12 protein-coding genes are annotated in these 12,163 nt (G+C 54.9%); 6 read left to right on the top strand and 6 right to left on the bottom strand.

Annotated features, from left to right (window positions below; genetic code table 11):
* Positions 1-84: 84 nt before the first annotated feature.
* From PSH88_RS11945 to PSH88_RS11935, 3 genes are all read left to right on the top strand, one after another.
* Positions 85-354: a hypothetical protein gene (locus PSH88_RS11945; protein WP_305426367.1), complete on the top strand. Its 270-nt coding sequence runs from the start codon at positions 85-87 to the stop codon at positions 352-354.
* A gap of 141 nt (positions 355-495) precedes the next feature.
* Entirely contained in the window at positions 496-1,851 is a 1,356-nt protein-coding gene (locus PSH88_RS11940) for a HEAT repeat domain-containing protein (protein WP_305426366.1), read from the top strand.
* A 706-nt stretch (positions 1,852-2,557) separates the two neighbouring features.
* Complete coding sequence (locus PSH88_RS11935; RefSeq protein ID WP_305426365.1) at positions 2,558-2,935, top strand: c-type cytochrome; 378 nt, start codon at positions 2,558-2,560, stop codon at positions 2,933-2,935.
* A gap of 330 nt (positions 2,936-3,265) precedes the next feature.
* On the opposite strand, the gene PSH88_RS11930 is transcribed toward PSH88_RS11935, so the two are convergent.
* Positions 3,266-4,222: an AraC family transcriptional regulator gene (locus PSH88_RS11930; protein ID WP_305426364.1), complete on the bottom strand. Its 957-nt coding sequence runs from the start codon at positions 4,220-4,222 to the stop codon at positions 3,266-3,268.
* A 200-nt stretch (positions 4,223-4,422) separates the two neighbouring features.
* On the opposite strand from PSH88_RS11930, the gene PSH88_RS11925 reads away from it, so the two are divergent.
* Positions 4,423-5,376 (top strand): diiron oxygenase, encoded by a 954-nt coding sequence (locus PSH88_RS11925; RefSeq protein WP_305426363.1) that lies wholly within the window; start codon positions 4,423-4,425, stop codon positions 5,374-5,376.
* 80 nt (positions 5,377-5,456) lie between these two features.
* Positions 5,457-5,879 carry an MAPEG family protein gene (locus PSH88_RS11920; RefSeq protein ID WP_305426362.1) on the top strand — a complete coding sequence of 141 codons (423 nt, stop codon included), beginning with the start codon at positions 5,457-5,459 and terminating at the stop codon, positions 5,877-5,879.
* Between the two features lie 48 nt (positions 5,880-5,927).
* Here PSH88_RS11920 and PSH88_RS11915 read toward each other — a convergent pair whose 3' ends face one another.
* Entirely contained in the window at positions 5,928-6,563 is a 636-nt protein-coding gene (locus tag PSH88_RS11915) for a DJ-1/PfpI family protein (protein ID WP_305426361.1), read from the bottom strand.
* A gap of 275 nt (positions 6,564-6,838) precedes the next feature.
* On the opposite strand from PSH88_RS11915, the gene PSH88_RS11910 reads away from it, so the two are divergent.
* Positions 6,839-7,579 (top strand): Mut7-C RNAse domain-containing protein, encoded by a 741-nt coding sequence (locus PSH88_RS11910; protein WP_305426360.1) that lies wholly within the window; start codon positions 6,839-6,841, stop codon positions 7,577-7,579.
* A gap of 63 nt (positions 7,580-7,642) precedes the next feature.
* On the opposite strand, the gene PSH88_RS11905 is transcribed toward PSH88_RS11910, so the two are convergent.
* The 4 genes from PSH88_RS11905 to thrC form a co-directional block, all read right to left on the bottom strand.
* Entirely contained in the window at positions 7,643-9,061 is a 1,419-nt protein-coding gene (locus PSH88_RS11905; protein WP_305426359.1) for an aldehyde dehydrogenase family protein, read from the bottom strand.
* Between the two features lie 13 nt (positions 9,062-9,074).
* The gene (locus PSH88_RS11900) at positions 9,075-10,115 is read right to left on the bottom strand and encodes a homoserine dehydrogenase (RefSeq protein WP_305426358.1); all 1,041 of its coding nucleotides are present in this window, start codon (positions 10,113-10,115) and stop codon (positions 9,075-9,077) included.
* 213 nt (positions 10,116-10,328) lie between these two features.
* On the bottom strand, positions 10,329-10,766 hold the full coding sequence (locus PSH88_RS11895) for an Lrp/AsnC family transcriptional regulator (protein ID WP_305426357.1): 438 nt from the start codon (positions 10,764-10,766) through the stop codon (positions 10,329-10,331).
* Positions 10,763-12,151 (bottom strand): threonine synthase, encoded by a 1,389-nt coding sequence (gene thrC / locus PSH88_RS11890; RefSeq protein WP_305426356.1) that lies wholly within the window; start codon positions 12,149-12,151, stop codon positions 10,763-10,765. The genes PSH88_RS11895 and thrC overlap by 4 nt, the downstream gene beginning before the upstream one ends.
* Between the last annotated feature and the right edge of the window lie 12 nt (positions 12,152-12,163).

The raw sequence follows: 12,163 nt of genomic DNA, 5'->3' as shown, positions 1-12,163 counted from the left end.
AAAAGCGGTCCTTCAATATCGCTTTTCATATATATCCCGGGCGTGAGAAATTACCAACCCGTCAATTCTCTCAAAGGTAGGGTCATGACCTCCAACCTGACAGTCTCGAATCTTTTAGATCCATGGAATGGGGATGACCATACAGGGTTAATGCAGCGTTGCAGGGAGGCATGGGACACACCTCTAGAGAGTTTGAATGACCTTATGGTCGCTACTTTTTTGAATCAGAACATCGCGACCAAACACCTGCTCATCGAGGCAAAACGCCGCATGGCAGAACAGGAACGAAATGGAACCGAGTACTTCGACGGCCAGCTTTTCGAAGCTATAGAGCGCGTGCAATCTGGGGATTAATTCATTCCAACGGGTTTTTACGTTTGACACGGCATGCCAGCTTTGGGTCGAAAGCATCCTTTCCAACTGAATGCAGTCGACCTGAGAAATTGCTTAAAGTGTTAACAAGACAGCCCGCACGAGCATTAAAAGGATTAAAAAGTGAACTTAATAAGGGAATGGCTGGGTAGGCTGAAGAACAAGCAGATGCCGGCCTCCTCATTGGCGGAGCAGCGGCGAAACGAAGCGTTGGAACTGCTAGGGAATGCTGAGGACAATGGAAAATGGATAGAGGTCAGTGCTCACTACAACGGCTTCATTCGAGAAGTCGCTGTCAGGGGGCTGTGCGATAATCCTTCTCCTGAAGCGTTAGTAGCTTTGATACAGCGTTTGAACGACTGGGTACCCCAGATTCGCGATCTGGCGTTGGAGGGGCTGAATCACTATATGACTCCATCCCAGGCTCAGGCGCTATTGTTCGCGCTGGAACCTCTCATAGCGTTGGCTGCGCGCCGAAGAGCCGATCATGGTCCCACGCTCATGGCCGCTCGCACAGTACTGCAGTCACCCGAGATCAAGGCTGAGGTCTACGCCAATTTCCTTTCGCAACAAGGTAAAGCTGCGCGCTATCTGTTTGCGCTATTGCTGGAAAAGGACTCAGCGCCGGAGGTGCTTTTAAGGGACGCCTTGGCCCATCGCGAGCTGACCGTACGGTTAGCTGCCGTATCAGCATGTCAAGATTTACCAGCTGCGCAAGCATCACCACTGTTACTTGAAGCCCTATCACGACCCGGCGCCAAAGTGCGTGTTTGCGTGCTGCGCGCCCTATTGCCGTTGGTCGACGATCCGAAGCTATTATTGCGCCAGGCCTTGCTGGATGCATCGGCCTCGATCCGTAGTTTGGCGCGCTGGGCAGCAGTACGCCATAACGTCGATGCAAGCGCCATCCTGACGGAGAAATTGAATCAGGGCTTTCCACCACGGAAACAGGATTGGCTCGGTATTATTGGCTTGGCAACCGAACTTAAAGTCGCTCTCGACAAGCTGTGGCTAACAGAAGCGATGCGCTCTCGCTATTCCTCCGTGCGGCAAGCGGCCATACGCCTGCTTGGCGACAACCAATTGTCCGAGTTGCTGAGGGCGCTTGACGACCCGTCGGACAAAGTGTTTTACGCCGCAATCACTCAACTGAACAAGCTACCTTGGAAATCTGTGATCCCTGGATCAGGCGAAAAATTAGATCGGGATTGGCATGAACTGTCGACGGCACGCCGCCAGGCGATACTTCAATTGAGGCCGGGTTGGCAGCAGGTGGCGTACCTGCTGGAGCGGCTGAGCGCTGAAACGGGTGCACAGGCTTTTTGGCTACGTCAGGTTGGGATGTGGTGCGATCGCCAATATCAAATCGTCGATCCGGTCACCTCAAAGGCCGAGCGAGAAACATTGGTGCAAAAGCTCCGGAACTTGGCCGCGACAGGATTCATCCGCAGCGACAGCGTAGCCCGTATTGCAGAATGACTTGTAAGTAAAGCGGGACATATTGATCGACAGCACTCGTGTCCCTGGATGCAATCGGCCAAAAGCGGTCATTTCCGCGTTAGTATCATTCGACACAAGGCTGATCAACTTAACCACTGATTTAGCAGCATCACCTGCATTACGTGAACAAAGGGGAACAAGTGAACGAATACATACTGTTGATGCATCAGGATGCCTCCAACTTGGAGGCTGCATATGACCCAGACCAGTGGGCTCGATATATCACCCAGCTACGCAGCACCGGTAAATTCGATGCCGATAGCTCGATTGGTCAGGGGGAGCGCCTACGGAAAGTCAATTGAGTCAGCCTAGCGATACTCATCTCAGTGGATTCATTCGAGTACGTGCAGCCAATCTCGATGGGGCTAAGGAGTTGCTTGCTGGTAATCCAGTTTATGAGGCTGGCGGTACAGTGGAGATTCGAGAGCTGCCCCACACCTAACGGCCAGACTCAAATATCATGACGGGCCGCTTTGGGTCGGTTGCTGCTCTTCGTGACAGGCAGAAATCGGCCAGACGCGGTCACCGGGATGCGCGTGAAAAACGAGTTGATTCAATGGGCATCAGAAAGGACTGTGTGTGTGTGTGTGTGTGTGTGTGTGTGTGCCGACACGATGGCTGATATCTTTCCCGCGCACCAAATCGCGTCCAGTCGACACTGACCCAATCAAGGAAGATAAAAACAATGAAAATATTATTCATCGCTTCGCTAGGAATTTTATCGCTAATTCAAACATCACTATCCTTCGCAGATAATGTTAATGGAAAAAATCTCTATTTACAGCGATGCGCCATGTGCCACGGAACAGATCTCAAAGCAACAGGACCATTGGCTAATAAAAGCAATCCTCCTACACCTAATCTAACAACATCCGCTTTCAAAAAACGATTAAATGATTATCCGGGCGTAATTGTATCATCGATAATACTTCGTCCAAATGGAGACTTGATTCCAAAAACTTTGCGAGAGAATGGTGTAAAGCTATCGCCGTACTCATGGAGGATTAAAGATCTGCGCGATTTAAATCAATACATGGGTGATGTGATTTCAAAAAATCGATGATTTTTGAGATGAGAGGTAGGCACAGAGATCTAAAAGCCATTTCAGGTTTGAGGGCTTGCGGGGCCATGCCGGTGAGCCAGTCGACCTCTCGCGGGCATATCGCTAATGAACAATCTCGAATGCATATAAAAACGCTGAACGGGCTGGTCGTTTTATTAGTGTCTGCGCTACTAGGAGGTTGCGACAAGCCAAACCGCTTCGCCGATGGGTGGGAACGTGGCGGCAATCTGCATGACGTGAGCCTCCGGGAATGGGCCTTTGCGACCGATGCCAACCGACTTGCTAGCACGGCAGATTTCGTCCGGGAGTATCCATCGGCACCGGACCTTCTCATGCTGATTGTCTGCGCCAAGTGCCAGGTGATGTGCCGAACTGGCGTTTGAATGCGCGACTGAACGCGGCTTCGGATTCATAGCCAACTGCAAAGCCGATTTGCGCCACATTACCGCGACCTTCACGCAGCTGTTGAGCCGCCACGTGCATACGCCAGAGCGTCAGGTATTGCATCGGTGGCTGTCCGACCAATGCCGTGAATCGCTCCGCGAATACCGAACGCGACATGCCCACTTCAAGCGCCAGGGCTTCTGCCGTCCAGCCCTCGGTTGGACGGGCATGGAGCAGTGCCAGTGCGCGCCCGATATGCGGATCTCGCAAACCCGCCAGCCACCCGCGCCGCTCAGCGGGGAGGCTCGCGACATACTGGCTGACGGCTTCGACGAATAGCAATTCGGAGAGCTTGGCGATGACCGTTGTCGAGCCGAGGCGCCCCGCCGCAATCTCACTGACAGCGAAACGGAATGAGCTTTCAATCCAGGCTCCCGAAGCCGTCGCGCGCAAGTCTAATTTCAATAAGGATGGCAGCGAAGAAAGCAACGGACTGAAGGGGGTTTCAGAGCCGAGGAATCCGCACAGTAGCTGCGTAACCTCGCCGCCCCCGCCGTACTTGATTCGTGAAATAGCGCCGACTTCTGGCGGCTGGATAACTTCGCCCGCCGGCATGGGTGCAATGCTTAAATCGCTGCCAAAAGAATGGGCGTCATTGTGAGGAAGCAGAACGAGTTCGCCTGCCCGCACGTCAATGGCAGTACCACCGTCGACTTGTAATTGCATATGCCCCGCGGCGACAAAATGCGACGCAATGATATGTCGAGGTGCCTCCAGGAACGGTTTGCAATCGTCCGCAGAGATTCTTCCCTTGATGCACCAGGGCGCAGTGAATTCCGACTCGAGGAAGACGCCTCCAGACAGCCGAATTACACGCAACACATCAGAAAACGCATCCAACAAGTGCCAGCCCTCCGTTCCGGAGTCCGGAGCATGTAATCAGGCGCACTGGTCATTCATCGCCTGAACTGCGAGGCCTAGATTAGCACCAACGCGGACACAGTGATCGAGACTGTCCCCAGAGGCTTCACCGCTGGTCATTGGCTCCGACGTTAACCGTAATTGCTCCATTTCCAACTCGACCAGGCAAGCAGGAGATCGATATGAACACCGTTGCTACCATGCCCAGCTCAGATTCGGACAACGCCGACCGTTATGCTCAACTTGTCAGATCATCGAAGAAAGCGGAATGGCAGATCGATCGTGATTTGCTACAGGACCGGAGTTTTGACTTCTCGCGCAAATTCTTGCCGGATGGACTGTCGCGGATCGACCGCCTGACCTTTCTCGCTGCGGATGAGGCGCGCCTGCTCAGTCAGATTCAGGGCCGAACCTATGCGTATATCTTTGGCCTGGTCGAGCGTTTTATCAGTGCCAAAATGCTCGATCAAGGTCGTGCCCGTGTCTTTGACGATCAGCTCGCACTCGAAGCGCTGGTGCGCTTTTCTAACGACGAGATCAAGCACCAGGAGTTGTTCCGGCGCATGGAGACGATGATTGGTTTGCAATTGCCAGCGGGATATCGTCAAGTTGCCGATCCCAACGATGTGGCGCGCTCGGTGCTTGCGGCCAGCACTTGGTCGGTGCTCGCGCTGACCTGTCATATCGAGCTGTTTGTTCAGGCGCACTACGTGCAAAGCATCGCCCCGCGTGAGGAGTTGTGCCCACTGTTCAAGGATGTTTTCAAATTTCACTGGAAGGATGAAAGCCGGCACGTCGTACTCGATGAACTGGAGTGGAAGGCGGAGCACGCGAAACTCTCGCCAGCCGAGCGCGACCAGGCAGTGAACGATCTGATTGCGCTGGTGGCGGCCGTCGATGGAATCCTGCAGGCCCAATCGGCATCCGATGCCGACTACTTTATTCGCACTGTTTCACGATCATTCAGTGTCGATGAGACAGCGCAAATCAAAGCCTCTGTGCTGAGCGCTTACCGCTGGCAATACATAATCTCGGGTGTGGAGCATCCACACTTTGGCCGGCTGCTTACGCGCATGACAACACCGGCACAGATGTCCACGATTCAGACCGCATTGGCACCAATCATGAGCAATTGATCGACTGGGGCGGCCGACCGTGCGTTGGCCGCGCGGCTGTGGGATGACGTGCTGAAAATGATTTATCGAGGCTGGCAGCCATGACAATACCGATGTGGATGTTGCTTGGATTTGCGACCTGGACTTTGCTGCTGTTGATGGCAACCGTCGGGGTGTATCGCTGGGTCAGAATCTTGTTCTCGAATGTTCCGATTGCCTCTTTCCGATGCGATCAGCTCGAAGGCGAGGATTGGTATCGGCGTGGGATAAGAGCACACGCGAACTGTGTGGAAAATCTGCCTGTCTTTGGCGCCATCGTGTTGGTTATTTCAACCCTTGGTATCGACGACCCTGCGGTGAGCTACTTGTCCGTAATCGTCCTGATTGCCCGCGTGTGCCAGTCTCTGGTTCACGTATCCCATGTGCAAACCAATACGTTCGTGGCGGTTCGGTTTGCCTTCTTTTTCGTTCAGTTGGCCTGTTTTCTCGCGCTCATTGTTATAGCCGCTTGTTACGGCGTATGAGTCTCTTGGATAGAGGGATGAATCCTGGTCCTGCAAATAAACATTTCGTCAGGACCCGCCCCTTGGCGACTCAGTGGTTAGATTAGATCCAGACAACTCTTCAGCGCGACTGACAGAAATGTGTTCCGCCGCCAACAATGACCTGAACTGCGAAACGCTCTCTGAAGAGAGTCCGGCAGCTTCGAACACTGCGCAGGTAAAACTAACGGGTGCAGGGCCTGGAGCCGTTATGATGCGGTCGGCAACCACAGCTACTTGGCTGCTTCGATAAAGCGTGGCGCCTTCATAACCTACGGCATTCTGTTGTATGAAGTCAGCGCTGTTCGAGGTATGAGGAACCGTATCGAGAAGCCCGGCCCTCGCAAGTGCCAGCGTTCCCCCACAGATACCGGCAATTGTCGCTCCACTTGAACGACTAGCCTGAAGAAAGTCCCGAATATCCGGTGCATCTGCATGCTCCCAGATCATTCCACCGATGACGACAACAACGTCCGGCTTCCAGTCCAGGCATTGTTGCAAGCTGCTATCCACAGTTACAGCCAATCCACCCTGCGAGCGGAACTGCCCCGTAGTAGCGGCGAAAAACCTGACGTCGATCCCGTAAAACGGGGATGCGGTTCCTGCAATGAAAGCGTATTCCCAGTCCGCAAAACCGGGTGCCAGTATCAAGCCCACGCGTGCCATCAGTCAGAATCCTCCATGAAAACGAACAACATAAAGCGGCAACAAATAGATCTCAATGACTGCTTACGTTTTTACACGGCCTCGGTCGACAGCTGCCGGTCATGTAGTGCGCTAACGGCCAAAAAGCTGACTTGCTCAGCCTATTGTGAACTGACCAGCTCGGTGATGGACTCGTTTTCTGGTGTATCCGCGCGCCCTACCGTTCATTTGGGGTCTGCCGGAGAAGATGTCCGGACTAGACTCGCTCATCCTGCAGCCCTGCCATACTGTTCAACATGACCAGTGCAACCTTCCGCTTCTACGAGGAGCTCAACGATTTCCTGCCGGCCGAACGGCGGCGGCAGTCTTTCACCTGCAAGTGCGCGCGAGGGGCAACGGTCAAGCACATGATCGAGGCGCTCGGGATACCGCACACCGAGGTCGAGCTGGTGCTGCTCAACGGCGAATCGGTGGGCTTCGAGCGGGTGATCTTCGACAGTGACCGCCTGGCGGTGTATCCCAAGTTCGAAGCGCTGGACATCAGCCCGCTGCTAAAGGTTCGTGCGCAACCTCTACGGGTGCTGCGCTTCGTCGCGGATGCGCACCTTGGCGGGCTGGCCAACCTGCTGCGCATGAGCGGCTTCGACACCCTCTACGACAATGGCTTCGAGGACAGCGAGATCGCCGAAATCGCTGCGCAGCAAGGACGCATCGTGCTAACCCGCGACCGCGAACTGCTCAAGCGGCGGATCATCAGCCACGGCTGTTACGTGCACGCCCTGAAACCGTCGCTGCAGTTGCGCGAATTGTACGAGCGCCTCGACCTGGCGCGTAGCGCACGGCCATTCAGCCTGTGCCTTCATTGCAACCTGCCGCTGCACGAGATCAGCCCGGAACTGGCCCGACAGCAGGTGCCGCCACGCGTTGGCGCCCTCTATTCGCACTTCCTGCGCTGCGACAACTGCCAACGGGTTTACTGGGAGGGTTCGCACTGGCGCAGCATGTGTGCGCTGCTGGCACCTCTGCTGGACCGATAGCCGAGCGCATAAAGGTTTTTGGGGTACAGATCAAATTTAGATGGACACCATCGCCTTAAGCGCTCAACCCATTTCGTTGATGCAGACCACTTTGGGTTGCGTCATGTCCTCGTAGGCAAATCGAACACCTTCTCGCCCCAGACTTCCGTACTTGAAGCCACCGAAAGGCATGGCATCAAAACGATAGTCGGAAGAATCATTGATCATCACGCCACCGGCTTCAATTTGGCGCGCCAATTTCAGGGCTTTGGAAAGATCACGGGTGAAGAGTCCCGCATGCAAGCTATATTCTGGAGCGTTGGCCAGAGCAACAGCATCATCCAGGTGGTCAAAAGGCTCCAGGATGACCACCGGCGCGAAGACTTCCTGTTGCCATATCCGACTGTTATGGCTTACACGCTCCAGCACGGTTGGCGCATAGCTTCCCGCTTGGCGATGGTGCCCACACAGAAGAACGGCACCCTCGGCCAGCGCATCATTTACCAATTGTTCGGTACGACGCGCCGCCTGTTCCGTGATCATCGGGCCTACATCTGTTGCTCGCTGGTCCGGATCACCCACCACCAATGCACGCGTTTGGCTGACAAAACGCTCACGGAAGTCCTCATAAATTGAACGATGAACAAGGATGCGCTGTGTGCCGATGCAATTCTGCCCTGCAGCCCAGAAAGCACCGGATACACAAGATTCTACAGTCGGTTCAAGATCACAGTCTTCGAGCACGAGAACCGGGGCATTCCCCCCCAGATCCATGGCCAGCTTCTTCAAGCCTGCACTACGAGCAATGGACTCTCCAGTTGCAAAACCACCCGTGAAGGAAATCATCCGCACTTCGCGCAGTTCCACCAATGCTTTACCCAGATCGACGCTTCCGGTCGCCAGGGTTACCACGGACGGAGGCAGGCCCGCGGCCACCAGGCACTCAACCAGCTTGAGAGCCGACAACGGTGCGAGCTCTGAGGGTTTCAGAATCACAGCATTGCCACCGGCGATGGCCGGGCCCAATTTATGGGCGACCAAGTTCAGCGGATCGTTGTATGGGGTTATCGCGACGATAAGCCCCAACGGTTCACGAGTGAACCAGCCCTGGCGAGATTCGGAGCCTTCATATGCCTCAAATGGAATCACTTCTCCGGCGTTACGACGAGCTTCTTCCGCCGATAGCTTCAGCGTGTTCACACAACGCTTCACTTCCTTCTCTGCTTGCCGCAGCGTCTTTCCCGCCTCTGCAACAATGAGTTTGGCAAACGCTTCAGCCTCAAGCTCTACACGCCGAGCCGTTTCCTCAAGGATCCGTGCTCGAAGGTGGCGAGGCGCTGCGGCACTCTCACGCACGCCAATTCGCGCACGCTCCAGCAAGCCAGGAACAGCGGTTGCATCAAGGCACGGTACGCTCCCCACCAGGCGACCATCGAATGGACTGAACACATCAATCTGTTTGGCATCAACAAGCTGGATGCTGGCCATGCTGGATACGCTCATGACGACTCTCCTATTACTTGCCGTGGGTGGTATGGATGGCGATGATGTCTGACAGCAACGCAAAGGCCGTCTCGATACGACCTGCTCCAGGGCCGGATACAGTGACGGCACCCAGCAGTGTAGTTTTGAACGATACCGCGTTCGTGGCACCGGAAATTCCGGCAAGAGGATGCGAATTCGGCAGCAGTCGAGCTTCCACACTCGCTCGAACCGAGCCATCAACTTCGCGATTTGCAGAACCGATCAGCTTCCAACTTGCACCGTTGGCACTTGCCTGAGCGATGTCTTCTGGACTGATGCGGCTAATCCCCGAACAAGCCACATCGCTGACGCTCAATCGAGCGTTGAGCAGTTCATTGGCGAGAATCACCACCTTGAGGCGGACGTCAAACCCCTCCACATCGGCAGTTGGGTCGGCCTCGGCATAGCCGAGCTGTTGAGCCTGAGCGACGGCGTCGTTAAAAGCCAGGCCGTCCTTCATGCGAGTCAGCACGTAATTGGAAGTCCCGTTCAGGATGCCTTCAAAGCCTTGAACCTCCACGCCTGCCAGAGCCTGTCGTGCCAGGCGAATCACGGGCGTACCGCTCATGACCGAACCTTCGTACTCGAAGGCAACACCCTTGCGACGGGCCAAATCCTTAAGCTCAGCACCGTGCAGAGCAATTGGCCCCTTGTTGGTGGTCACAACATGGATGCCGCTTTCCAGTGCCCAGCGGCAGAACGTAGTAGCGGGCTCACCATCGACCGGGTTGGTGAAGGTGGCTTCAGCAATCATGTCCGCACCAGAATGCTTAATGACAGCTTCGTTCAACGCCTCAGCGGTGCCTCCAGACATTTGAGCGAGTGCCCCCTTCTCGATAGGCAGAGCGACCAACTGCTTTGCATCCAGACCCTCTTCAGCAACGATGGAACCGAGAAAAAGATCAGTCACACCAACGATTTTGATACCAAAACCCAGAGAGGCTTTCCACTCGGCATTACGATCTGCAACCAGTTGAGCCAGGCCACGGTTGACGCCACCAAAACCCACCAGGGCAATTTTGTATTCAGTCATGAAAGCAGTCCTCTTAGACGTTGTTCGACAGAAAGATCGTAAGAGTCGAGCTCTGGCAGTTGAATATGGCAGAGTGCTGTATTTGTTGGCCGTTTTGCCCGTACAGAAAGACGTCCAGAAAGCCCATAAACGGCTTGTCCGCTTTTCGTCCAGGTGACTGCGTAAGGCGAAGGAAGTGGGTACAGGGACGGAAAACGCCTCTGTTTTTTTTGCTTAAAACACTGCAGAAAGGACGAAGGAAGTGACGGTGTTTTCCACCCCGGGCATCGCAGAGATTTCCTTCCAGACAAGGTGAACACGTTCAGGAGAGGCAGCATTGACTCGAAGCATCAAATCGAATTCACCGCTCAATACTTCACACTGAACCACCTCGGGGATGGAGCGCAGCACAGCAAGTACCTCCTCTCCACGCATGCGGTCGTAGCGATAGACAAAGATCACCGCACTGATCAGCGATGAAGGTCGTCGGGAATCACCGAGACGTACCGTATAACCCTGGATGGCGCCGTCTCGCTCAAGACGCTCAATGCGCTGCCGCACAGCATTGCGCGACAAGTTGACCTTGGCGCCCAGTTCAACATGGGCGATTCGGGCATTCGCTGTGAGTTCGGCAAGTATGCGCTCGTCCAGCGGATCCAGAATGCGCTTCATACGTGCCTCTGCTGCGCCGACAAGAGAGCCTGGCACAGACCGTCCAGATCGCCTTTGCCCAAGTACGGTGGCTGAGCAAAAATGTCAGGAGTCGTTGGTACCTCTGTCTGCCAGACACCTAACTCGGACAATAGGGCCGCAGACCTGGCCGGAGCAATTTGCCCAAAGGTCACCATCGGAGCCCCCAGACTGCGTCGATGTATTCGGCCAGCCAGAACGCCCACAGCGGTATGTGGATCGATTGCAGACCCGGTCTCACGGAACAACTTGATGACTTCGTCGCGAACCTGTGATTCGTCTACTGCATAGGAATCGCACAGAACTCGGGCCCGGAGCCATTGCTCGTTGCCAATGCTTAACTCGCCGCAGCCTTCAAAGTGCTCCATTAGCGCCTTTACTGAACTCCCATCGTGCCCATACAGCTCCCAAACGAACCGCTCCAGGTTGGAGAACAGGGAGAAATCCATCGCAGGAGACAACGTTCGGTTACTTACTCGGGTCGAGTAGCGATTGCGATGAATAAACTGGTGAAGTGCATCATTGCTGTTAGTAGAAATGATCACCTGATTGATGGGTAATCCCATTTTCTGAGCCATGTAGCCGGCGCAGATCTCAGCAGAGCTGGCTGCTGGAACGCTGAAGCCTACAGGACGTGTCCCGCCACCCAGCTGCAAGGCAGCGTGGAAATAAAGAACGATCTGTGCGAGGACGCCGACCCAGTTGGTGGAGTTGAAACTGATGGGTATTACCCCGTCTAACGGCCAGTTGCGCAAGAGTCGAGAGACCAACGTCTGGCAGTCGTCGAAATTACCGTCTACTGGAAAAAGCTGAACCCGCTCAGGGTCTGCCGCCTGCAGGGCAGAGAGTTGCTCAGCCGCTACCCCATTGCGCGGATACAATATCGCCATGCGAGTGCCCGGGCAGTTAGAAAACGCCTCAAGCGCTGCCAGCCCAGTATCGCCATTGGTCGCACCGACGATCAGCGCCTCTCCACCGACCTCCCCCAAAAAATGCTCCACCAAACGCGATTGCAGTTGCGCAGCGAAATCTTTGGACGAATGGGTTGGGCCATGAAACAGCTGGAGTATCCACTCGTTATGGCCAATCTGCTCAAGCGGTGTAATAGCGCGGTGGTTAAAGTTTCGATAGCTGTCGCTCAGCAAAGCACGCAGGGTGCTTTCGTCCATGGAAGAGCCAACGTAGGGTGAGACCACCCGCCAGACCAGCTCATCGAAAGGTAGCCACGACCAACTGGCAATCTGTTTCTCAGTGAAGACAGGCAAACTTGCCGGGACGTAGAGACCGCCATCTTCGGCAAGTCCCGACAGAACCACACTGCGAAAGTCCGCCCGTACGTCACCGCCGCGTGTGCTTACGTAATGCATGATGACTCCAGA

The sequence above is a fragment of the Pseudomonas wuhanensis genome, assembly GCF_030687395.1.
GTDB classification, from domain to species: domain Bacteria; phylum Pseudomonadota; class Gammaproteobacteria; order Pseudomonadales; family Pseudomonadaceae; genus Aquipseudomonas; species Aquipseudomonas wuhanensis.
The sequence above is the reverse complement of the archived record's forward strand: the minus strand, read 5'-3'. Positions and strand labels throughout refer to the sequence as shown.

Excerpts from the sequence above, each read along its gene's own strand:
- PSH88_RS11945 (WP_305426367.1), top strand. The coding sequence starts at position 85 with ATGACCTCCAACCTGACAGTCTCGAATCTTTTAGATCCATGGAATGGG.
- PSH88_RS11935 (WP_305426365.1), top strand. The coding sequence starts at position 2,558 with ATGAAAATATTATTCATCGCTTCGCTAGGAATTTTATCGCTAATTCAA.
- PSH88_RS11925 (WP_305426363.1), top strand. The coding sequence starts at position 4,423 with ATGAACACCGTTGCTACCATGCCCAGCTCAGATTCGGACAACGCCGAC.
- PSH88_RS11920 (WP_305426362.1), top strand. The coding sequence starts at position 5,457 with ATGACAATACCGATGTGGATGTTGCTTGGATTTGCGACCTGGACTTTG.
- PSH88_RS11915 (WP_305426361.1), bottom strand. The coding sequence starts at position 6,563 with ATGGCACGCGTGGGCTTGATACTGGCACCCGGTTTTGCGGACTGGGAA.
- PSH88_RS11910 (WP_305426360.1), top strand. The coding sequence starts at position 6,839 with ATGACCAGTGCAACCTTCCGCTTCTACGAGGAGCTCAACGATTTCCTG.
- PSH88_RS11905 (WP_305426359.1), bottom strand. The coding sequence starts at position 9,061 with ATGAGCGTATCCAGCATGGCCAGCATCCAGCTTGTTGATGCCAAACAG.
- PSH88_RS11900 (WP_305426358.1), bottom strand. The coding sequence starts at position 10,115 with ATGACTGAATACAAAATTGCCCTGGTGGGTTTTGGTGGCGTCAACCGT.
- PSH88_RS11895 (WP_305426357.1), bottom strand. The coding sequence starts at position 10,766 with ATGAAGCGCATTCTGGATCCGCTGGACGAGCGCATACTTGCCGAACTC.
- thrC (WP_305426356.1), bottom strand. The coding sequence starts at position 12,151 with ATGCATTACGTAAGCACACGCGGCGGTGACGTACGGGCGGACTTTCGC.